16 protein-coding genes are annotated in these 18,995 nt (G+C 63.3%); 10 read left to right on the forward strand and 6 right to left on the reverse strand.

Going from position 1 to position 18,995, the window contains the following annotated elements:
- Nucleotides 1-6 precede the first annotated feature (6 nt).
- Nucleotides 7-1,938 carry a BamA/TamA family outer membrane protein gene (locus HBN54_RS13490; protein WP_168673730.1) on the reverse strand — a complete coding sequence of 644 codons (1,932 nt, stop codon included), beginning with the start codon at nt 1,936-1,938 and terminating at the stop codon, nt 7-9.
- A gap of 280 nt (nt 1,939-2,218) precedes the next feature.
- On the opposite strand from HBN54_RS13490, the gene HBN54_RS13495 reads away from it, so the two are divergent.
- The 5 genes from HBN54_RS13495 to rfbD all read left to right on the forward strand — a co-directional run bounded on the left by HBN54_RS13495 (nt 2,219) and on the right by rfbD (nt 7,717).
- Complete coding sequence (locus HBN54_RS13495; RefSeq protein WP_168673731.1) at nt 2,219-3,487, forward strand: putative DNA modification/repair radical SAM protein; 1,269 nt, start codon at nt 2,219-2,221, stop codon at nt 3,485-3,487.
- 7 nt (nt 3,488-3,494) lie between these two features.
- Nucleotides 3,495-3,773, forward strand: coding sequence for a hypothetical protein (locus HBN54_RS13500; protein WP_168673732.1), 279 nt, complete (start codon nt 3,495-3,497; stop codon nt 3,771-3,773).
- A 580-nt stretch (nt 3,774-4,353) separates the two neighbouring features.
- A complete protein-coding gene (locus HBN54_RS13505) occupies nt 4,354-5,694 on the forward strand; it encodes an Ig-like domain-containing protein (protein WP_168673733.1) in 1,341 nt (446 codons plus the stop codon).
- Nucleotides 5,695-5,800: 106 nt separating this feature from the next.
- Nucleotides 5,801-6,733, forward strand: a complete 933-nt coding sequence (locus HBN54_RS13510; RefSeq protein ID WP_168673734.1) for a TIGR03915 family putative DNA repair protein — start codon at nt 5,801-5,803, stop codon at nt 6,731-6,733.
- Between the two features lie 120 nt (nt 6,734-6,853).
- Nucleotides 6,854-7,717 (forward strand): dTDP-4-dehydrorhamnose reductase, encoded by an 864-nt coding sequence (gene rfbD, locus HBN54_RS13515; protein WP_168673735.1) that lies wholly within the window; start codon nt 6,854-6,856, stop codon nt 7,715-7,717.
- An 89-nt stretch (nt 7,718-7,806) separates the two neighbouring features.
- On the opposite strand, the gene HBN54_RS13520 is transcribed toward rfbD, so the two are convergent.
- The gene (locus HBN54_RS13520; RefSeq protein WP_168673736.1) at nt 7,807-9,048 is read right to left on the reverse strand and encodes an MFS transporter; all 1,242 of its coding nucleotides are present in this window, start codon (nt 9,046-9,048) and stop codon (nt 7,807-7,809) included.
- 121 nt (nt 9,049-9,169) lie between these two features.
- On the opposite strand from HBN54_RS13520, the gene HBN54_RS13525 reads away from it, so the two are divergent.
- Entirely contained in the window at nt 9,170-9,694 is a 525-nt protein-coding gene (locus tag HBN54_RS13525; RefSeq protein WP_168673737.1) for a GreA/GreB family elongation factor, read from the forward strand.
- A 45-nt stretch (nt 9,695-9,739) separates the two neighbouring features.
- Complete coding sequence (locus HBN54_RS13530; protein ID WP_168673738.1) at nt 9,740-10,666, forward strand: bestrophin family protein; 927 nt, start codon at nt 9,740-9,742, stop codon at nt 10,664-10,666.
- A gap of 89 nt (nt 10,667-10,755) precedes the next feature.
- Here the strand turns inward: HBN54_RS13530 and HBN54_RS13535 are convergent, their stop codons facing one another.
- The 3 genes from HBN54_RS13535 to HBN54_RS13545 all read right to left on the reverse strand — a co-directional run bounded on the left by HBN54_RS13535 (nt 10,756) and on the right by HBN54_RS13545 (nt 13,316).
- Nucleotides 10,756-11,451, reverse strand: a complete 696-nt coding sequence (locus tag HBN54_RS13535) for a DUF4136 domain-containing protein (protein WP_168673739.1) — start codon at nt 11,449-11,451, stop codon at nt 10,756-10,758.
- A gap of 183 nt (nt 11,452-11,634) precedes the next feature.
- Nucleotides 11,635-12,324, reverse strand: coding sequence for a hypothetical protein (locus HBN54_RS13540; RefSeq protein WP_168673740.1), 690 nt, complete (start codon nt 12,322-12,324; stop codon nt 11,635-11,637).
- 56 nt (nt 12,325-12,380) lie between these two features.
- Nucleotides 12,381-13,316, reverse strand: a complete 936-nt coding sequence (locus tag HBN54_RS13545; protein ID WP_168673741.1) for a T9SS type A sorting domain-containing protein — start codon at nt 13,314-13,316, stop codon at nt 12,381-12,383.
- A 194-nt stretch (nt 13,317-13,510) separates the two neighbouring features.
- On the opposite strand from HBN54_RS13545, the gene HBN54_RS13550 reads away from it, so the two are divergent.
- Both HBN54_RS13550 and HBN54_RS13555 read left to right on the forward strand, forming a co-directional pair.
- Entirely contained in the window at nt 13,511-15,532 is a 2,022-nt protein-coding gene (locus tag HBN54_RS13550) for a sensor histidine kinase (protein WP_168673742.1), read from the forward strand.
- 4 nt (nt 15,533-15,536) lie between these two features.
- The gene (locus HBN54_RS13555) at nt 15,537-16,163 is read left to right on the forward strand and encodes a response regulator (RefSeq protein WP_168673743.1); all 627 of its coding nucleotides are present in this window, start codon (nt 15,537-15,539) and stop codon (nt 16,161-16,163) included.
- Between the two features lie 70 nt (nt 16,164-16,233).
- On the opposite strand, the gene HBN54_RS13560 is transcribed toward HBN54_RS13555, so the two are convergent.
- Entirely contained in the window at nt 16,234-17,163 is a 930-nt protein-coding gene (locus HBN54_RS13560; protein ID WP_168673744.1) for a helix-turn-helix transcriptional regulator, read from the reverse strand.
- Between the two features lie 164 nt (nt 17,164-17,327).
- Between HBN54_RS13560 and HBN54_RS13565 the strand changes: the two genes are divergently transcribed.
- Nucleotides 17,328-18,857: an aldehyde dehydrogenase family protein gene (locus tag HBN54_RS13565; RefSeq protein WP_168673745.1), complete on the forward strand. Its 1,530-nt coding sequence runs from the start codon at nt 17,328-17,330 to the stop codon at nt 18,855-18,857.
- The last annotated feature ends 138 nt before the right edge of the window (nt 18,858-18,995 follow it).

An 18,995-nucleotide genomic window follows, 5' to 3' on the forward strand; every position in this document is an offset into this window, starting at 1 on the left:
GCCAGTTTACTGATAAGGTGCCGTGCCGGGTGGCCCGAGGCCAAAATCGTTGAACGTAACCGTTTCGCGGGTCGATTCAAACATTTTGATGCCGTTGGGCGTGGCCAGACCGCGCGGGTAGTAGCCGATGAGCAACTGAAACGTGCGCAGGGCCGTGAACTCGTTGCGAAAGCGCAGGCCCAGGCCAAAGGCCGTGTAGGGCGAATTGGCGAAGGGCGTGCCGCCCCGGGGCTGGTCGCTCACCCAGGCCGCGTCGGCGAAGGCAATGCCGGCCAGCCGAAAGCCCAGGAGCGAAAGCGGCGTAAAAAGCGTGGTTTCGTAGTTCACCACGAAGCGGCTGGTGGCGATGATGGGCTGCCCCGGCGAGAACCCGCGCAAGCCCCGGTCGTTGGTGATGCCCTGGAGCAGGTCGCCGGGGTTGCGGTTCAGGCCAATGGTGCCCCGGCTGCTGAGAAAGTGCCGGTACTGCCAGTTGCCTATTTGGTAGAGCCTGGTGAAGGCCGTTAGCTCGGTGCCCAGCAGGCCCTGCTGCCACACGCGGGGCTGGTTCACGGTCTGAAACGACCCAAAATCGACGGCTCCGTATAGGTAGCTGCCCCTGGCGCTGAAGCTGGCCGCCGCAATGCGCGCATTGAAGTAGCGGCGCGGCAGCACACTATTCACATCGTAGCCCGCCGTGAAGCTCATCAGCGTGCCCGTGGGCACGTCCTCGGTGCGGCCAAAGCCGAACAGGTACCGGGCCTTATAATAGCGGCGCACCGAATAGCCCACCGTGCCCAGCAGCAGCGTACCGTTGTGGTAGTCCGGCGGCGGAGCGTCGGTAGGCTGGGGGGTAACGGTGAAGTTGGTGTTGATGACGCGGGCCGCCACGATGATGCGGCCCGGGTTTTCGTAGCCCAGGTCGTAGGAGCGCAGGCGCAGGGCGCGGCCCACCCACGCATCCTGCACGTAGTTGCGCAGGGGGTAGAGCACGTACTGCTGCCCAGCGGGCGGGGCCTGCAGGCCCACGTTCTGGTCGTAGGCATTGAAGCTGATGGCTCCGGCGTAGCGGGTGCTGGGCGAGTAGAAGTCGCGGGTGAGCGACACTCCGGCCGAGCGGTAGTTGTTTTCGTTGCGGTAGCGGGCCTGCGCGAAGAGAAAATGCCGAAACGGAGCCGTGTAGCTGCCCTGGTAGGCCCAGGTTTGGGGCAGGTCGCGGCCGTAGCTATAGGAGTTGGCCAGCTGGTGGCCCTGGCCCAGGAAATTGTCGTCGCCGGCCGTGATGACGCCCGACGTGGCCGTGCCCACCTCCACGCCGGCCGTGATGCTGAACACGTCCTTGGTTAATACCTCAATATCAACACTATCCCGGGTGGTGGTGCGTTCGTTCACCAGCACGCGGGCATCCAGGATTTCGGGCGTCTGGCGCAGCAGGCGCTCCGATTCGGCCAGAGCCTGGGGCTCCAGCTGCTGGCCCGAGCGGAACAGCAGCACCTGCCGGATGCGCGAGCGGGCCGTTTTGATGTGCAGCGCATTGCCCCCCTTCTCGAGCACGGTGCGCGGCACCCGGGCCGAGTCCGCAAGGTTGTAGCCAAAGGCATCGAGCGTGCGAATGTTGATGCGCCGCACGATTTTGAAGTTGTGGCGGTCGAACTGCCGGTCCAGCAGCACGGCATCGAGGCCGGCCTGCTCCTCCTGCCGCCGCGTGAAGTTGAATAGGGCCGAAGCCGCGCGGCCGGCAATGGTTTTGCGGCGCGAGTAGGCTTGCAGCCGGTTCAGCAGCCGCTGCTCGTCGAAGCGCTGGCGCAGGGAGTCGGGCCGCTGGGGCAGGATTTCCAGCTTGGCCTTCAGCGAATCGGGCGGCACCGCCGAGCGCGGGTCGAACGACTGCGCGCGCGCCGGCCCGGCCAGCAGGCCCAGCAGCAAAAACACAAGCAGGACAGGACCGCGGAAATTCATTTGGGGACGCAACGCCGCAAATTACGAAAAGGAGCCGGGCGCGGCCAGTTCCGGGTTTGGCTGGTGGTTGGGTGCTAAACTGCGGCCAACGCACACGGCCAAAATGCGGCCAGCGTGCGCGCCACGCCAAACGGCGGTTGAGGTTTACTAAAAATCACGACTCAGCGACCACGTATATTTTACCAGGGAAAGAAACTATTTCCAATAAAATTAGCTTAAATCATAGTGCCCGTTTGGGTGCTGATTCGTAATTTTAAGGCCGAAAGCAACGTCCCGCCGCATGAACGAGCGCATTCAGGAGAAACTAAGCATATTAGCTGACGCGGCCAAGTACGATGCCTCGTGCAGCAGCAGCGGCGGCAAGCGTAAAAACGAAAGCAAAGGCCTGGGCAACGCCGAGGGAATGGGCATTTGCCACAGCTACACCGAGGACGGCCGCTGCGTGAGCCTGCTCAAAATCCTGCTCACCAACCACTGCATCTTCGACTGCGCCTACTGTGTCTCGCGCCGGAGCAACGACGTGAAGCGCGCCGCCTTTACCGTGGATGAAGTGGTGGACCTCACCATCAATTTCTACCGCCGTAATTATATCGAAGGGCTGTTTCTGAGCTCCGGCATCTTCTCCAGCCCCGACTACACGATGGAGCGCCTGGTGCGCATCGTGAAAAAGCTGCGCACCGAGCACCGGTTCAACGGCTACATCCACGTCAAAACCATTCCCGGTGCGAGCGAGGAGCTGATTGCCGAGGCCGGCCTCTACGCCGACCGCCTCAGTGTGAACATCGAGCTGCCCTCGGAGCTGGCCCTCACCACGCTGGCCCCGGAAAAAAACTACCAGGAAATCCTGACCCCGATGGCCCAGATTCGGGACGGCATTATCCAGAATAAGGAGGAGAAGGCGCTGTTTAAGAAAGTGCCCGGCTTCGCCACCGCCGGCCAGAGCACCCAGCTCATTGTGGGGGCCAGCGCCGAAACGGATTTGCAAATCATCAAGCTCACCGACAGCCTGTACCAGGGCTACGGCCTGAAGCGCGTGTACTACTCCGGCTACATCCCCGTGACCGACGATGCCCGCCTGCCGCAGGTGACGCAGCCGCCCGTCATCCGCGAGCACCGCCTGTACCAGACCGACTGGCTGATGCGCTTCTACGGCTTCCAGGCCGATGAAATCCTCGACCCCGCCCACCCGCACCTCGACCTCGAAATCGACCCCAAGCTGGCCTGGGCCCTGCGCAATCGCCACGTTTTCCCCGTCGATGTGAACGTGGCCGACTACGAGATGATACTGCGCATTCCCGGCGTGGGCGCGCGCTCGGCCAAGCGCATCATCGCGGCCCGCCGCTTCGCCACGCTCGACATGGAAACCCTGCGCCAGCTGGGCGTGGTGCTCAAGCGCGCCAAGTATTTCCTAACCTGCCGGGGCGAGCACCAGCCCGTTATCGGCGAGCTGACCGAGCAACAGGTGCGCCGCCAGATTCTGTTCGGGGCCGGTTCGGTGCGCTCAGCCCTGGTCACGCAGCAGCTCGATTTATTCGCCCAAGCCTCCTGATTCCGTAATGCAAGCCGATTTCAACGCTGAATTTTCCACCGCGCAGCTGCACCCCGGCCACTTGGGCGGCGTGCAGCACGACATCCTTTTTTCTGTCATGAAAGTCATTCATCGCCAGCCCGAAAATATTGTTCGGCCCGTCATCGCGTCTTCCGACAAAGTGAACCGGCTCTCATGCTGCTGCCGCATCAGCGAGCTGATGCCGCTGGTGCGCCAGCTGCACGACGAAGCCCGCGCCCGCCACGAAGCCCGCCGCCACGGCGAGCAGCGCCAGCAGGCGGCGTAAGGCCGGCATACCCACGGGGGCGCTTGCTGCGTGGTTGCACCGGGCGTTTGGACGCTGCCGGGCCGTCGTGGTTTGGCGACGGCCCGACGGCCGCCGCTTGTATGCAGAATTGAAGGTAGCCGGGTCGTCCGGCAGTGGCTTGCTCATCTGGTAGCAAGTCACTGCCGGACGACCCGGCTTTGTATTGATGGGGTGGCAAATCGAGCGAATCCACCCAGGTTGCCTTGGGCAAAAGGGGCGCCGGCTTCGGTAGTATAAGTGACTTTCACCTACCTTAATACAGCAGTGGATAGGGTGAAAACGCCGTTTTTGGTTGTGCCTATACGCTTATTGCACACGGGCGGCGCTTGCCATTAATGCGGTTGAGTGCGGCAGGGAGCAACTATACGCAGCCGCTAAAGGCGGCTGCTCGCAGGCAGCTAATTACGCCGCACGCACAAGATTATCGGCAGGAATAATACCCGGTACAGGCGGCTGCAACCCCCACCTGACTGGCTCCATTGGCCTAACGCATGCCCGGGGTCATCCTTTTTTTCGGCATCCAATAATTATTTCTCTTACCAATTTTCCCAAAATTCCCATGAAAAAAAACGACTACTCTATCTTGGATTTATCGGTTTGCCGCCTGCTTTTGCTGCTGTGGCTGTTGAGCACGCTGGGAGAAACGGCCTCGGCGCTGGCCCGGCCCGTAGGGGTGCTGGTTGACTATTGCTTTACCACGCCCGACTACGCTGTGCTGGCCGAAACGGTGGGGCCGAATGTGAACTTCACGTTTCACCCCCTGGGGGCCACGGCGGGCGGCAATCTGGCCATTCTCTACCTCCGCGAGGGCCCTGCGGGGGCTTACCCGGGCTACACGATGACGAAAAATGCGGCCGGCGACTTCACCTTCAGCAAAGCCGTTGCGGGGGGCGTGGTGACGAGCCTGTACTTTACCTACGAGGTGGGGCCCGGCGGCCCGCAGCGCAATACTGCCGCCACGCCGCACAGTTACACCGTAGGCACGGTGTGCGCCGTATCGTCGAGCAACGTGCCGCCCACGGTTAGCCTCACCGCACCCGCGGCTTCGAGCGTTTTCGCCGCGCCGGTCACCATTACCCTCACGGCTAATGCCGCTGATTCGGATGGCAGCATCGCCAAGGTAGAGTTCTATCAGGGCACTACTTTGCTGGGCCAGGACCTCACGGCTCCTTACGCTTATACCTGGACGGGCGTGGCCGGCGATGCCTATTCGCTCACGGCCAAGGCTACTGATAACGGCAATGCCAGCACCACTTCGGTGGCGGTGGCCATCCTTGTGCAAAGCCCGGACGGCTACTGCTCCACCCGGCCCGACTATTCCTACTCGGCCGTGACGACCGGCGGCAACGTGGCCTTCACGTTCCATCCGCGCGGAGCCACGGCGGGCGGCAATCTAGCCATTGTGTTCATCCGCGAAGGCTCAATAGGGGCATACCCGGGCTACACCATGGTTAAGAACGCAGCCGGCGACTTCACCTTCAGCAAAGCCATTGCCAGCGGCACCGTTACGAGCGTGTATTTCACCTACGAAATCGGCCCGGGCGGCGCGCAGCAAACCTCCCTCACCGACCCGCATATCTACACCGTAGGCACCAGCTGCCGCACGGCCACGGCCACCGCCACTCAGCCCGCGTCCCTCACAACAGCACTGAGCATTTCCCCTAATCCGGCCCCGGGCCGCGCCGTGCTCACCTTTGCGCCGGGGCCGGCTTCCGCCTTTGTGGCAACGCTTTACGACCTGCGCGGGGCACGGGTGAAAACCATCGCAACGGGTACTGCTGAGGCAGGCAAGGCGTTAGCGCTGCCGCTCGGCACCGAAGACCTGGCTAATGGCATTTACCTGGTGAAGCTGCAAACCAGCTACGGCGTTGCCACGGCGCGCCTGGTGGTGAGCCGCTAAGGTTGGCCGGGGTGCTGACCAGGACGCTATCCGTCCCGGCCAGCACCCCGAACCAGCGGGGCCGGCGTGCGTACCTGGTATTTATTCGCCACATTGATTTGCTTGTATGAAACCGATTCGTCGCCCGGCGTCGCTGGTGGGAGGCGCTGCCCGCAGCCGCCCGGCCCCCGCGCTCACCGCTACGCCGCTGGACTACACCTACGACGGCACCTTTGAGGGGCTGCTCACGGTGCTGTTCAGCATCTACGAAAGCAAGTCGCCGCCCAACAGCATTCAGCCCGAAGCCACGGCCCAGAGTGGCCTGTTTGCCCAGCCCGCCCACCGCGAAACCGATGAAGCCCGCGCTACCCGGGTGTGGGAGGGGCTGCTGAAAACGATGGACGCCGAAGCCCGCGCCCGCCTCTACCACGTTTTTCTGAGCGAGGATGCCGACCGGGAGCTGCTGGTTTTTCGCTACGTCGATTTGGCCCTGCGCTCGCCGGTTGATGTGGCCGAGAACTACGCCAACGCCGACGTGCGCCGCGTGCAGCGCCTGGCCCAGATGATGTTTCGCGAAAAGCACCGCATGGAGGCCTTCGTGCGCTTCGAGAAAACCAGCGACGAGCTGTTCCACGCCACCATCGAGCCGGATATGGACGTGCTGCCGCTCATCGCCGCGCATTTCACCAAGCGCTACGCCGACCAGCGCTGGCTGATTTATGACCGCCGCCGCCACTACGGGCTGTACTACGACCTCACGCGCACCGACATTGTGCAGTTTGAAAACCCCACGGGGCAGAAATCAACCGATATTTCCGCTACCGTACTTGATGAGCGGGAGCCGTTGTTCAAGCACCTTTGGCAGACGTATTTCGACCACGTCAACATCCCCGAGCGCAAAAACCTGAAGCTGCACCGCCGCCACATGCCGCTGCGCTACTGGAAATACCTCAGCGAAAAGCAGCCCCGCGAAGTGCGCTTCGAGCCCATCAAAAACAAGCAGGTGATTGTGGGCAAGGAGGTGTCGGCGGGCCAAAAGCTGCTGCCGCCGCCGCAGTAAGACCTTGTAGCACATGCTTTAGCTTGTGCATTGTGCCGAATGTCGTTCAGCGCCGCACAGGCTAACGCATGTGCTACAAGGCGGCTGGGCCTAACTTGCGGGCTAATCCGAGTTTTAGCCATGAGTACGACACTGGTTTTTGGAGCCTCCGGGCAATTGGGGCAGTGCCTGGCGCACGTAGCCCGCGAGCGTGGCACAACAGGTCTGCTGTTTTTGGCCGAGGCGCAGGCCAACATCCTCAACCCCGAGGGCCTGGCCACGCTATTTGCCGAGCAACGCCCGGCCTACGTCATCAACTGCGCCGCCTACACGGCCGTGGACAAAGCCGAGGACGAGGTAGACCTGGCCCGTAAAATCAACCGCGACGGCGTGGAAAACCTGGCCCGCCTCTGCGCGGAGCACGGCACCACGCTCATCCAGATTTCCACCGATTTCGTGTTTGCCGGCGGGGGCAACCAGCCCCTTACCGAAACCGACGAAACCGCGCCGCTGGGCATCTATGGCCTCACCAAGCTGGAAGGCGAGCAGGTGATTCCGACCATCACCGAGCAATACTTCACGCTGCGCACCAGCTGGCTGTATTCGGAATTTGCCGGCAACTTCGTGAAAACCATGCAGAAGCTGGGCCGCGAGCGCGACGAGCTGCGCGTGATTTGGGACCAGGTGGGCACACCCACCTACGCCATCGACCTGGCAGGGGTCATCCTCGGCCTCATCGAGAGCGGCAGCACGGCCTACGGCCTCTACCACTACAGCAACGAGGGCCTGACTTCGTGGTACGATTTCGCCACGGCCATTTTTGAGCTCAGCGGAATTGCGGTGAAAACCACGCCCATCCGCACCGCCGAATACCCCACCAAAGCCACCCGCCCGCCGTTTTCGGTGATGGATAAGACTAAGATTAAGACCCAGCTGGGCGTAGCCATTCCGCACTGGCGCGAGAGCCTGAAAACCTGCGTGGAGCGGCTGGCGGCGGCTGAATAGCCTGCTGCATTAAGCCAAGAAACCCGCTGCCGCAAACCCGCGCCGAATAGTCGGCGCAGGCTTGCGGCAGCGGGTTTTTCAACTATAGCTTACTGAGCGCTGGTGACTGAAGCAGCGGCTGAGTTGCGCCCGTAGAAGCGGCTTACCAGGTAAGCGGCCCCGGTGAATGCACCGCCCAGCATGCACACGCCGGCCCAGCCGCCGTGCACCCAGGCCAGCCCACCGGCCACCGAGCCGAGGGAACCGCCCGTGAAATAGCCGGTCATGTACACGGTGTTGAGGCGGCTGCGGGCCTCGGGCACCAGGGAGAACACCTTGGTCTGGTTGGAGATGTGAACCGACTGCACGCCCACATCCAGTAGGATGACGCCCAGCACCAGCCCGGCCAGGTGGAAGCCGGTGAGGCCCATCAGCACGTAGGCGGCCAGTGCCAGCAGGATGCCTACGCCGATGGTGAAGTCCGGCCCGCGTGTGTCGGCTACTTTGCCGGCCAGCGGCGCGGCTAAGGCTCCCATTGCCCCAATCAGCCCAAAAAAGCCTACTACATCGCTGCCGTACTGGTAGGCCGGGCCTTCCAGAAAAAACGTGAGGGTGGTCCAGAATACGCTGAAGGCCGCAAACAGCAGCCCGCCCACCAGCGCCGAGCGGCGCAGGGCCGGCAGGGTGCTCGTCAGGGTCAGGAGCGACTTCATCAGCGAGCCGTAGGAGCCCGCGAAATTTGGCTGGTCGCGGGGCAGCCGCCAGGCCAGCAGGCCCAGCAGGGCCAGCATCAGCCCGGCCGCTATCTCAAACATGGCCCGCCAGCCCAGGTGCGCGCCCACGTAGCCGCTGAGCGTGCGCGAGGCCAGAATGCCAATCAGCAGCCCGCTCATGATGCGGCCCACGATGCGGCCCCGGTCGGCCTCGGGGGCCAGGTGGGCGGCCATGGGCAGCAGCAGCTGCGGCACCGCCGAGCAGATGCCCAACAGGATGCTGGCCCCCGCCAGCAGCGCAAAGCTGGGCGCAAATGCTGCCAGTCCCAGGCAGGCCGCCGCGCCCAGCAGCATAATCAGTATCAGGCGCTTGCGCTCCAGCATGTCGCCCAGCGGCACCACAAACAGCATGCCCAGCGTGTAGCCCACCTGCGTGGCCGTGGCCACCAGGCTGGCGCTGCTGTCGCTCAGGTGAAAGGTGCGGCCGATGGCGGCCAGCAGTGGCTGGTTGTAGTAGATGTTGGCCACCACCAGCCCGCAGGTGAGGGCCATGAGCCAGACGAGGGCACCGTCGAGCCGGCGAAGGGGTAGGGGAGGCGAAACTGCCGCAGGGGCGGGTTCGGTAAGCAATTCTGACATTTAAATAGCGCGAACGAATCGGGATAGGATGGCGGCGAAATAGCGTTGGGTAACCGCCAACCGGCCCCGATAGTTGCACCGCGCCCGCGCAACCTGCCCGCCGCCCCTGCGTTTGCCCAGCATGAGCCGAGGATTTACCAAGGAAGACGACGCGCAGACGCCGCCCATTATTCCGCCCCGGGCGGCCCTGCCGCCGGGCACGCCCAACTACGTCACGCCCGCCGGCCTGGCGCTGCTCCGTGCTGAGTTGGCTACCCTGGAAGCCGAGCGCGCCCAGGCCGAAGCCAACCACGACAACGACACCGACCGCACCCACCGCCTCTCGCTCTACAACGGCCGGCTGGCCCAGCTGCTGGAACGCATCGGCAGCGCCAAAGTAGTAGACCCCACCGGCCAGCCGCCCAAAGAAGTGCGCTTCGGGGCTACCGTCGCGCTGTGCACCCTGAGCGGCGGCAAGGTGGGTTTCGAGCGAAAATTCACCATCGTAGGCGTGGATGAGGCCGATGTGGCGCTGGGCAAAGTGGCCTTTGTGGCACCCATTGCCCGGGCCGTGCAGGGCGCAAAGCTCCGGCAGCGGGTGCCGCTGAAGCTCGGGCCGCAGGAGGAAATAGTGGAGGTAACCGCCATTCAGTATCCGAATGCGTAATTTTCACCGTTCCGGCCGGTTTAGCTGGCAGGTTTTTACAAGCGTATGATAATTTATAAATCGACTGACTGGTGGGAGGCCCTGCGCCACCTGAGCTCCTCCGAGGTAATCCGGCTGCTCCTGAAAAGGGTGTTGTTCGTGGGCCTCTACGCCAGCCTGATAACGGCCGGGGCCAACCGGTTCGAGCGGCTGCACACGCCCATCGACCGGGAGTTTTTCACCTTTCTGGGCATCATGCTCAGCCTGCTGATGGCTTTTCGGACCAACACGGCCTACGACCGGTTCTACGAAGGCCGCCGCGTGTGGGGCCAGCTCGTGAACAACTGCCGCAACCTGGCCATCGTGGTTGGTGCCCGCCTGCCGGCCGACGATATTGCCACCCGCACCTACTTCGCCCGGCTGCTCTCCAACTTCCCCATCGCCCTCGATGGCCACCTGCGCCACGGCGTGCGGTTCGAGAAGCTGGAAGACGCGACGCCCGGCTTCGTCGAGGAACTGGAGCGGGTTGACCACGTGCCCGCCCGCATCGCCGCCCAGATTCAGGAGTTTTTCGAGCAGCTGCTGCATCAGGGCGTCATTCTGCCCGAGCACCTCATCACCTTCCAGCGGCACCACGAAACCCTGCTCGATGTGGCGGGCGTCTGCGAGCGCATCAAGGGCACGCCTATTCCATTCTCGTACAGCTACTTCATTAAGGGTTTTATCTCGGTTTTTATTCTGATAATGCCCTTCAACCTGCTCGATACCTACCAGTGGCTCACGGTGCCCATCACCATGTTTGGGGCCTATGCCCTGCTGGGCGTGGAGATGATTGGCGACGAGATTGAAGACCCCTTCGGTAAGGACAGTAACGACTTGCCGCTCACCCAAATTTCCAACCGCATCCGTGCCAATGTGCACGAAATCATGCGAGTGGAGCTGGATAAAGAAGTGCGCGAGCTGGCCGACATGCCGTATAGCGTGGTATTCTAAAGTACCCTGGCCGCTGCGAGCCCGCGCGTGGGAATGGAAGCGAGTTGTTCAGCCGTACGGACCCGCAGCGGCCAAGCTCCGCTCAGTCCCTACTTGCCGAAATACGGAAACTGGTCCCGCATATTGTGCACCAGCTCCTTAGCCAGCGCAACCGGGCTCACGCTGGGCTTGCCGCCCAGCTCGTGGTCGAACTGCCATGCCAGCTGGCCGTTCTGGGTATCATAAATATCGAGGTAAGTACGTACCGTATTGTCGGCCATTGGGTTGGCGCCGTTGTTGCTGAGCAAGAACACGGCGATGCTGACGCCACCGGGCAGCAGCTGGCGCATTTCGGTTCGCCCCGTGAGCAGGGCATCGACGCCGAGAGCGGCGCGCAGCTCGGCCATGGTGCGGGTGGGCAGGCTTTCGTAGCTAATGCCCGCCCGGGCCAGGCGCTGATTGGTTTCGGCCGGGTTCTGGAAGGCGACGGTGGTGGGGTGCTGCACCTGTTCGCGCATCAGCTCGGCTTGCAGGGCGGCCTGCAGCTGGTAGCCCATTTGCTGGCGCTCGGCCCGCAGCCCGCTTTCGAGGGTGCTGCCGAGCGAGCGGGTGCTGTCGGCCCACGCCCCGGCGTGCACTACCACATCGCGCAGCCGCTCCAGGTCTACGGCGAAGGGCAGAATGGCCACCGTGCGGTGCGCCGCCAGCGCGGCCGGGGCCAGCGTCTGGCCCTGGAAGCTGCGCCGGGCGCACCCGGGCAGCAGCAGGCTGAGGGCCAGTAACAAGCTAGGGAGAAGGAGCCGCATAGTCGAAGGGATTGGCTGTCTGCGTGCCGGCGGGCCTGGAGCAGCAAGAAAAAGAACTGGCTGATTTGCCAGGCAGCGCAGCGCGAACCGAAAAATTCGCCCTACGCTGCTCCGACGTGCAAACTACTCCTGATAGCGTAGTCGCGGCGAACCCGCACGGGGGCAACAAGCAAAGCAACTGGGCTACAGCCGAACGCCAATACCCACGGCCAGGTCGGTCACGCGGTATTCGGTTCGCTCCACCACCGCACGGTCGTCGCGCCGGCTGATGGCTTCTACATCGGGCAGGGTGGTGTTGTAGGGCGCAAACGATGCCCGGACCGACACCAGCAGGTTGCCGTGAAGGTAGCACAGCTCCGGTTGCACGTAGGAGTAGCTGTACCCGTTTTTCGATACGTTCACCATTTGGCCGATGCTGATGCCGGGCAGCAGCTGGCCGGCCGTTCCCAGCCCCAGGGCCGCATGCAGGCCGGCATCGATGCGCACGCGGGTTAGCAGGCGCACCACGTGCTCGCCCTGACTGGTGCGGAACGGGGCCCCCGTTAAGGTAGTGGTGGTGGTGATATCGAGCTGCTGCAAATCGAGCCCCATGCTGCCCGACGCGGCCAGATGCTTCGACCAGTACCGGAAGGCCTTCACATCAGCAAAGGCCGCGTAGGTGTTGTCGACCTGGAAACTACGGTAATAATCAGATGGATATCCCCCGGGCGTTAGAGCGTTCGTGCTCTGGACGGTGTTGCGGAACAGGCTGGTCTTTGGGCCGGCTTCGGCGAAGAATTGCCATTTTGGCGTCTCTGGCACCGGGGCTACCTGGGCAGCAGCAGTAGAGGCCAGCGCGCAGCCGCTGAGCAGGAGAAAAAGCTTGGGAAACATATGCAGGAAAGGAAACGAGGGTGAGTAGAGAATAACGAAAGCACCGTGCACGGCCGCTACCGAATGCTTATCTTCTGGATGGTGTGGCCCGCTGCCGTTTGCACGCGCACGGTGTAGAGGCCCGGGGGCCGGCCGGCCAGGTCGAGGGGGCAGCTGCTGCGTGGGGTGCTGGCCCAGGTATCGTGAGCTACTTCGCGGCCCAGGGCATCGGTTACGCGCACGTCGGCGGCGGCAGTGGGGGCGGCCAGCTGCAGCGTGAAGCGGCCATCGGGGCTGGGGTTGGGGTAGGCCAGGAAGGCGGCCGGCGCGGCCGCGTCGCGGGTAGGCAGGGCCGTGCCGACCAGGGCCACGTCGTCAATCAGCAGCGTGGTGCCGTTCGTGATGTTATCGGCATCGCCCGAGGAGAAGACTATGCGCACCGAATCGGGCTGCAGGCCCGATAGGTACTGAATGGGCACGGTGGCCAGCGTGTAGGTGGCCGCCAGCGCGGGCAGGATGTAGCCGGGCTGGGCGGGCTGGCCGGCATAGCCCACTACCTCGCGCCGGCCGTTCACGGTGCGCGTGAGTTCCAGGGCCACGCCGGCTGAGTCGGCCAGCGTCCCGCTGAGCCGGTAGTAGAACTGCAGGCTGGTGGGCCGGGCCGTGAAGCCCTGGCCGATTTGCTCCAATTCGAAGTTGGGGCCGATGCTGAGCGCGGAGCCCAGGTAGAGGACGCCGGCGTTGGTGCCCACTACCGGGAGCGTAGCGGTTTGCAGCTGCACGGCAAACGCGCCGCTGTGGGCCGTGGTGCTTTTGCTCACGGTGCCGGTAGCTACCGGTGCGCCGAAAATGGCGGCATACACGTCGTCGGTGGTGAGCCAGCCGGTGGGCTTTTCGGGCGTGCCGGCCCAGGTTTCGAACGAGGCATTGGCCACGGTGCTTTGGGCCTGGGCCGGTACTGCCAGCAGCGAGGTAGCCGCGCTGGCCAGCAGGGAAAGGGTAAGCGTTTTCATAGGGAAAGGCGGTGCGCCAGGAAAGGTAGCCCTTGGCTGCCCGACAAAGGTAAAGGCCTCAATGGCGCTCAGTGCCCTCATAAACAAGGATTTTGCGCTACTGGTAAACCAGTATTTTTGCCGCTCGATGGCAATATCGGCCCGGCTATTCCCTAGGTTTGTCTACCCCAATACCTCACTCATCCTATTGGCCTATGCTTGGTTTGATGCTGCGCGGCAGCGCGTTGCTATTTCTGCTGAGCCTGCTGCCCACCGCCGGCCAAGCCCAGCACCCAGTGATGGTTGATAGCCTCACGCGCCAGCTGCGCCAAGCCACTACCGATTCCATGCGGGCCAAGTACAGCATCCTGCTGTCGGCTCAGTACCAGGCGTCGGACACGGCCCGCACCCGCTACCACCTGCTGCAGGCCATCCGCTGGAGCCGGCACGGCGGCTACGGCCTGGGCGAGGCCCAGGCGCTGGTTAATTTAAGCACTTTCTACAACCTGCTGGGGCAGGATGACCGTGCTCGCGCCTACAACCGCGCCGGCCGCGCCGTGCTGGAGCGGCTCTACCGGGAGCGTCCCGGCCGGCAGGTGCTGCAGAGCCTGGCCTCGGTATCGGTCAACGAAGGCACGCTGCTGGCCAAGCAGGGCGACTTCGCGGGCGAAGTCCGGGCCTACCTGCTGGGAGCACGGTACGCCGGCCAACTCGGCGACAGCGCCCTGCTGGGGGCCATTTACTACAACGTGGGCAGCCGCTTTGGGATACTCCAGCAGCCCGACAAGGCCAAATACTACTGGCGGCGGGCTGCCGCGCTGCAGGAGCCGGTTCCCTTTGCTCCCTACCTGATTGTGGCCTACCTCAACCTGGCCGAGCAGCTTATGGTGGAAAAACAGCTGGCCCCCGCCAGGGCCTACCTCGACAAGGCTTCCCGGCTTGTGGCCGCCGGCAAGGCCGAGCCTTTCAAAGGTGAATATTATTCGATGCTGGGCGAATACCATAAGGCCACCGGCAACCCCACGCAGGCCCGCGCCGACTTCCAGCGGGCCCTGGACCTGATGCGCGCCAAAAATGACCCCGCTTCTGCCGCCAAAATGCTGCTGGCGCTGGGCCAGGCCGAAACCCAATTGCGGAACTTCCCGCCCGCCCGCCAGTACCTGACCGACAGCCGGCACTACTTCCACCAAACGCGCGAGCCCCAAACCGAAAGCGAGGCGCTGGCCGCCCTGGCCACCCTCGAAGAGCAGGCCCACAACTACCCCTTGGCCCTGCGCTACACCCAGCAGGCCCACCAGCTGCAGGACAGCCTGGCCGCCACCGCCAGCAAAACCCAGGTCAATGCCCTCGAAAACCAGTACCAGGCCCGCCAGAAGGAGCAGCAAATCCGCACCCTGCGGCAGGCCCAGCAGCTGCAGCAAGCCGACCTGAAGCGCCAGCGCGCCCTCAACCTACTCTACCTGAGTTTGGTGGGCGGGTTGCTGCTGCTCGGTGCGCTCAGCTACCTGGTGCTGCGGCAGCGGCAATCGCGGCAGCGCCAACGCCAGCGCGAGCAGGACCGCCAGATTGCCGCCCTGCAGCAGGAGCGCCAGCTGCTGGCCACCGAGGCCATGCTGAAAGGCCAGGAGGAGGAGCGCGCCCGCCTGGCCCGCGACCTGCACGACGGCCTCGGCGGCATGCTCTCCACCGTGAAGCTGTACCTGGGCAGCGCCCGCGGCAACCTCGTGCTCACGCCCGAGAGCGCCCGGCTCTTCAGCCGCTCCATCGAGCACCTCGACAGCTCCATTCAGGAAATGCGCCGCGTGGCCCGCGACCTCATGCCCGAGGCCCTGCTCACCTTTGGCCTGCCCGCCGCCGTGCAGGACTTGTGCGAAACCATTCAGCACAGCCAAACCACGCTCCGGGTGCAGTGCGAAGTGTTTGGGCTGGAAGCGCGCCTGCCCCAGCGCACCGAGCTGGTGGTGTACCGCCTGGTGCAGGAGCTGCTGAATAACGTGCTCAAGCACGCCGAAGCCCGGCAGGTTATCGTGCAGATTACCCGGCACGAGCAGCAGGTGCAGGTAGTGGTGGAGGACGATGGCCGGGGCTTCGAGGCCGCCGCCCGCCCCCTGAACACCGGCGTGGGCCTGCGCAGCCTGCAGGCCCGCGTCGACTACCTGGGCGGCACCCTCGAGGTGCAGTCGCAGCCTGGCCAGGGTACCGCCGTCACCATCGAATTCATCCTCAAGCCCGAATAGCCGCATGTCGCCCATCCACGTTCTTATCGTCGACGACCACGCCATGGTGCGCGAGGGCCTGAAAGTGCTGCTGCAGCCCCTCGAATACGTGGCCGTGGTAGGGGCCGCCGCCACCGGGGCCGAGGCCCTGGCCGCCGCCCGCCAGCACCGCCCCGACGTGGTGCTGCTCGACATCAACCTACCCGACATGAGCGGCATCGACGTTTGCCAGCAGCTGGTTGCCGAGAAGCCCGGCATCAAGGTGTTGGCCCTCACCACCTTCAACGAGAAGCTGTACGTGACGCGCATGATGCAGGCCGGCGCGGCCGGCTACGTGCTCAAAAATGCCCTGCCCGAAGAGCTGGCCGAAGCCATCACCAAAGTATTCGCCGGCAAGAAATTCTTCAGCGACGAAGTGCAGAGCCTGCTGCTGCAAGCTCCCGCCGAAGCCGCAGCCGTGCCCCTACTCACCCGCCGCGAAAAGGAGGTGCTGGCCGCCATTGCCGACGGCCACACCAGCCAGCACATCGCTGACGCGCTCTGCATCAGCCTGCTCACCATCGAAACTCACCGCCGCAACCTGCTCACCAAATTCGGAGTGAATAATACGGCCCTGCTCATCCGCCAGGCCGGACAAATGGGGCTGATTTAGCATCGGTTGTATCGAGCCCGGCCGGTCTTTCGAGGCAATCCGACAACCTTGCCAGCGCGTCAGGCAGCGGCTACGCTACCAGCTGTTTCTTGTACGCCCCCGGCGTGATGCCTTCGTACTTCTTAAACAGCGACTGGAAGTACGACAGGTTGTTGAAGCCCGCCCGCAGGCACACCTCGGCCACGCTGGCCAGCGGGTGGCGCAGCAGCCGCTTGGCCTCGCCCAGCCGCTCCCGAATGATGTACTCGACCGGCGTAATCCCGAACTCGCGCTTGAACACCCGGAAGAACGTGGCCTTGCTCATGCAGGCCAGTGCGCTGAGCTTATCAATGGTCAGGCTCTCCGAAAGATGGTCTTTGATGTAGCCCACCACGGCCGCGAAGCGGTGCGTATTAAGGTGCCGGGCGTAGTCGTGGAAAATGAGCTGGCGGGCCTGCGTCTGCATCAGGCGCACCAGCAACTCCTGGAGCGTGAAGCCGGCCAGTACGTCTTTATTGATGTCAGAAGTGCGCGACACGGCCACCAGGCGGCCCAGCGTATCGGTTAGCTCGGGGGTGTTGGTGAGGTGCGCGTACTCGGGGCCTTCGATGGCCCAGGGCTGATGGGGCTCAGCCTTGGGGTACCGTTCGTTCAGCATGTCCACGGTGTGGCGGATGGTATCGGGCGCGATAGCCACGGCCAGGCATTGGGTAGGCTGGCACAGGCAGGCATCGGGAAAGTCGATTTCCATCAGCTCGTCCTTGTCCACCACCACCGACTCGCCGGGCAGGTAGTCGAAGGCTTCGCGGCCGGGCAGGTGCATTACTTTTTTGCCGCGCAGCATGGTGGTCAGGGCCAGTCCTTCGAGGCGGAGCGGCACGCGGTGGGCGGCATGGTGCGTTTCGAACACGTTGAGCTCGAACCCTTCCAGGCTATATACCGTCCGGTTTTCGACTAAAGAGTGCAGCTGCTCCAGCGGGAGCGGGGCAACGGCGGCAGGCAAATGAACGCGGCTGGGCATGGCGGCAATAGCTGTGGTGAGGGAGTACACACTCCCAACACCGGGGTGGCATAGCAAGTTGCGACAATTTCGGCACTCTTTGCGATAATACCACAACCCGGCTGCTTGTTAAAAGCAGACCTTTACAGCATCTCCCGTTCAATTCATTCCCATCCAACAACGTCATGGCTGAAACCTTAGAAGAAACCACCACCCTGGTGGAACGCCCCAAGTTCAAATCGCACTACGACAACTTCATCGGTGGCAAATGGGTGGCTCCGGTGAAAGGCCAGTACTTCGAAAATCCCTCGCCCATCGACGGCAAGGTGTTCACTAAAGTAGCCCGCAGCACCAAGGAAGACATCGACCTGGCCCTCGATGCCGCGCACGAAGCCTTCAAAACCTGGGGCAAAACCTCGGCCACCGAGCGCAGCAACATCCTCAACAAAATTGCCAACCGCATCGAGGAGAACCTTGCCATGCTCGCCGCCGTGGAATGCGTCGAGAATGGCAAAGCCATCCGCGAAACCACTTACGCCGACATGCCGCTGGTCATCGACCACTTCCGGTATTTCGCCAGCGTGATTCGGGCCGAGGAAGGCAGCGCTACCGAGCTGAACAGCAGCACGCTGTCGCTCAATATTCAGGAGCCGCTGGGTGTGATTGGCCAGATTATTCCCTGGAACTTCCCGCTGCTGATGGCCACCTGGAAGCTGGCCCCCGCCATTGCCGCCGGCTGCACCGTGGTGATGAAGCCCGCCGAGCAAACCCCCGCCAGCATCATGGTACTCATGGAGCTGATTCAGGACCTGGTGCCTCCGGGCGTGATTAACGTGGTGAACGGCTTCGGCCTGGAAGCCGGCAAGCCGTTGGCCTCGTCGCCGCGCATCAACAAAGCCAGCTTCACGGGCGAGACGACCACCGGCCGCCTCATCATGCAGTACGCCGCCGAAAACCTCATTCCGGTGACAATGGAGCTGGGCGGAAAGTCGCCCAACGTATTCTTCAAGAGCGTGATGGACCACGACGACGACTTCCTCGACAAAGCCATCGAAGGGGCCGTGATGTTTGCCCTGAACCAAGGCGAAATCTGCACTTGCCCCTCGCGGATACTTGTGCAGGAGGACATCTACGACGACTTTATTGCCCGCGTAATCGAGCGCGTGAAGGCCATCAAGCTGGGCAACCCGATGGACATGACCACGATGATGGGCGCGCAGGCCTCGAACGACCAGTTTGAGAAAATCCTGAGCTACCTCGAAATCGGCAAGGCCGAAGGGGCCGAAGTGCTGGTGGGCGGCGACGCTTACTCGCAGGCCGACGGCGCGCTGGGCGAGGGCTACTACATTCAGCCCACCATGTTCCGGGGCCACAACAAAATGCGCATCTTCCAGGAGGAAATTTTCGGCCCGGTGGTGTCCGTTACCACCTTCAAAACGGTGGAAGAAGCCATCGAAATTGCCAACGATACCCTCTACGGCCTCGGGGCCGGTGTGTGGACCCGCGACGCCCATGAGCTGTACGAGGTGCCCCGCGCCATCCAGGCCGGCCGCGTGTGGGTGAACTGCTACCACGACTATCCGGCCGGTGCGCCCTTCGGCGGCTACAAAGCCTCCGGTTTCGGCCGCGAAAACCACAAGATGATGCTGGCCCACTACCGCCAGAATAAGAACATGCTCATCAGCTACAGCGAGAAGGCACTAGGCTTCTTCTAGCGCAGTGCGGTAAGCTTTAGCTTGCCGTTTGATAGAAAACAGCACGTCATCATATGTTTGTAGTGGCAACCCAACGGGCCACGCCGAAGTACGTCATCGGTCCTCGAGACCGCTCTGCATGCTGGCACCCGTTGGGCC

The sequence above is a fragment of the Hymenobacter artigasi genome (assembly GCF_012275535.1).
GTDB lineage: Bacteria > Bacteroidota > Bacteroidia > Cytophagales > Hymenobacteraceae > Hymenobacter > Hymenobacter artigasi.

Bases quoted from the DNA above. Each gene is read 5' to 3' on its own strand.
- HBN54_RS13490 (WP_168673730.1), bottom strand. From the start codon at position 1,938: ATGAATTTCCGCGGTCCTGTCCTGCTTGTGTTTTTGCTGCTGGGCCTG.
- HBN54_RS13495 (WP_168673731.1), top strand. From the start codon at position 2,219: ATGAACGAGCGCATTCAGGAGAAACTAAGCATATTAGCTGACGCGGCC.
- HBN54_RS13500 (WP_168673732.1), top strand. From the start codon at position 3,495: ATGCAAGCCGATTTCAACGCTGAATTTTCCACCGCGCAGCTGCACCCC.
- HBN54_RS13505 (WP_168673733.1), top strand. From the start codon at position 4,354: ATGAAAAAAAACGACTACTCTATCTTGGATTTATCGGTTTGCCGCCTG.
- HBN54_RS13510 (WP_168673734.1), top strand. From the start codon at position 5,801: ATGAAACCGATTCGTCGCCCGGCGTCGCTGGTGGGAGGCGCTGCCCGC.
- rfbD (WP_168673735.1), top strand. From the start codon at position 6,854: ATGAGTACGACACTGGTTTTTGGAGCCTCCGGGCAATTGGGGCAGTGC.
- HBN54_RS13520 (WP_168673736.1), bottom strand. From the start codon at position 9,048: ATGTCAGAATTGCTTACCGAACCCGCCCCTGCGGCAGTTTCGCCTCCC.
- HBN54_RS13525 (WP_168673737.1), top strand. From the start codon at position 9,170: ATGAGCCGAGGATTTACCAAGGAAGACGACGCGCAGACGCCGCCCATT.
- HBN54_RS13530 (WP_168673738.1), top strand. From the start codon at position 9,740: ATGATAATTTATAAATCGACTGACTGGTGGGAGGCCCTGCGCCACCTG.
- HBN54_RS13535 (WP_168673739.1), bottom strand. From the start codon at position 11,451: ATGCGGCTCCTTCTCCCTAGCTTGTTACTGGCCCTCAGCCTGCTGCTG.
- HBN54_RS13540 (WP_168673740.1), bottom strand. From the start codon at position 12,324: ATGTTTCCCAAGCTTTTTCTCCTGCTCAGCGGCTGCGCGCTGGCCTCT.
- HBN54_RS13545 (WP_168673741.1), bottom strand. From the start codon at position 13,316: ATGAAAACGCTTACCCTTTCCCTGCTGGCCAGCGCGGCTACCTCGCTG.
- HBN54_RS13550 (WP_168673742.1), top strand. From the start codon at position 13,511: ATGCTTGGTTTGATGCTGCGCGGCAGCGCGTTGCTATTTCTGCTGAGC.
- HBN54_RS13555 (WP_168673743.1), top strand. From the start codon at position 15,537: ATGTCGCCCATCCACGTTCTTATCGTCGACGACCACGCCATGGTGCGC.
- HBN54_RS13560 (WP_168673744.1), bottom strand. From the start codon at position 17,163: ATGCCCAGCCGCGTTCATTTGCCTGCCGCCGTTGCCCCGCTCCCGCTG.
- HBN54_RS13565 (WP_168673745.1), top strand. From the start codon at position 17,328: ATGGCTGAAACCTTAGAAGAAACCACCACCCTGGTGGAACGCCCCAAG.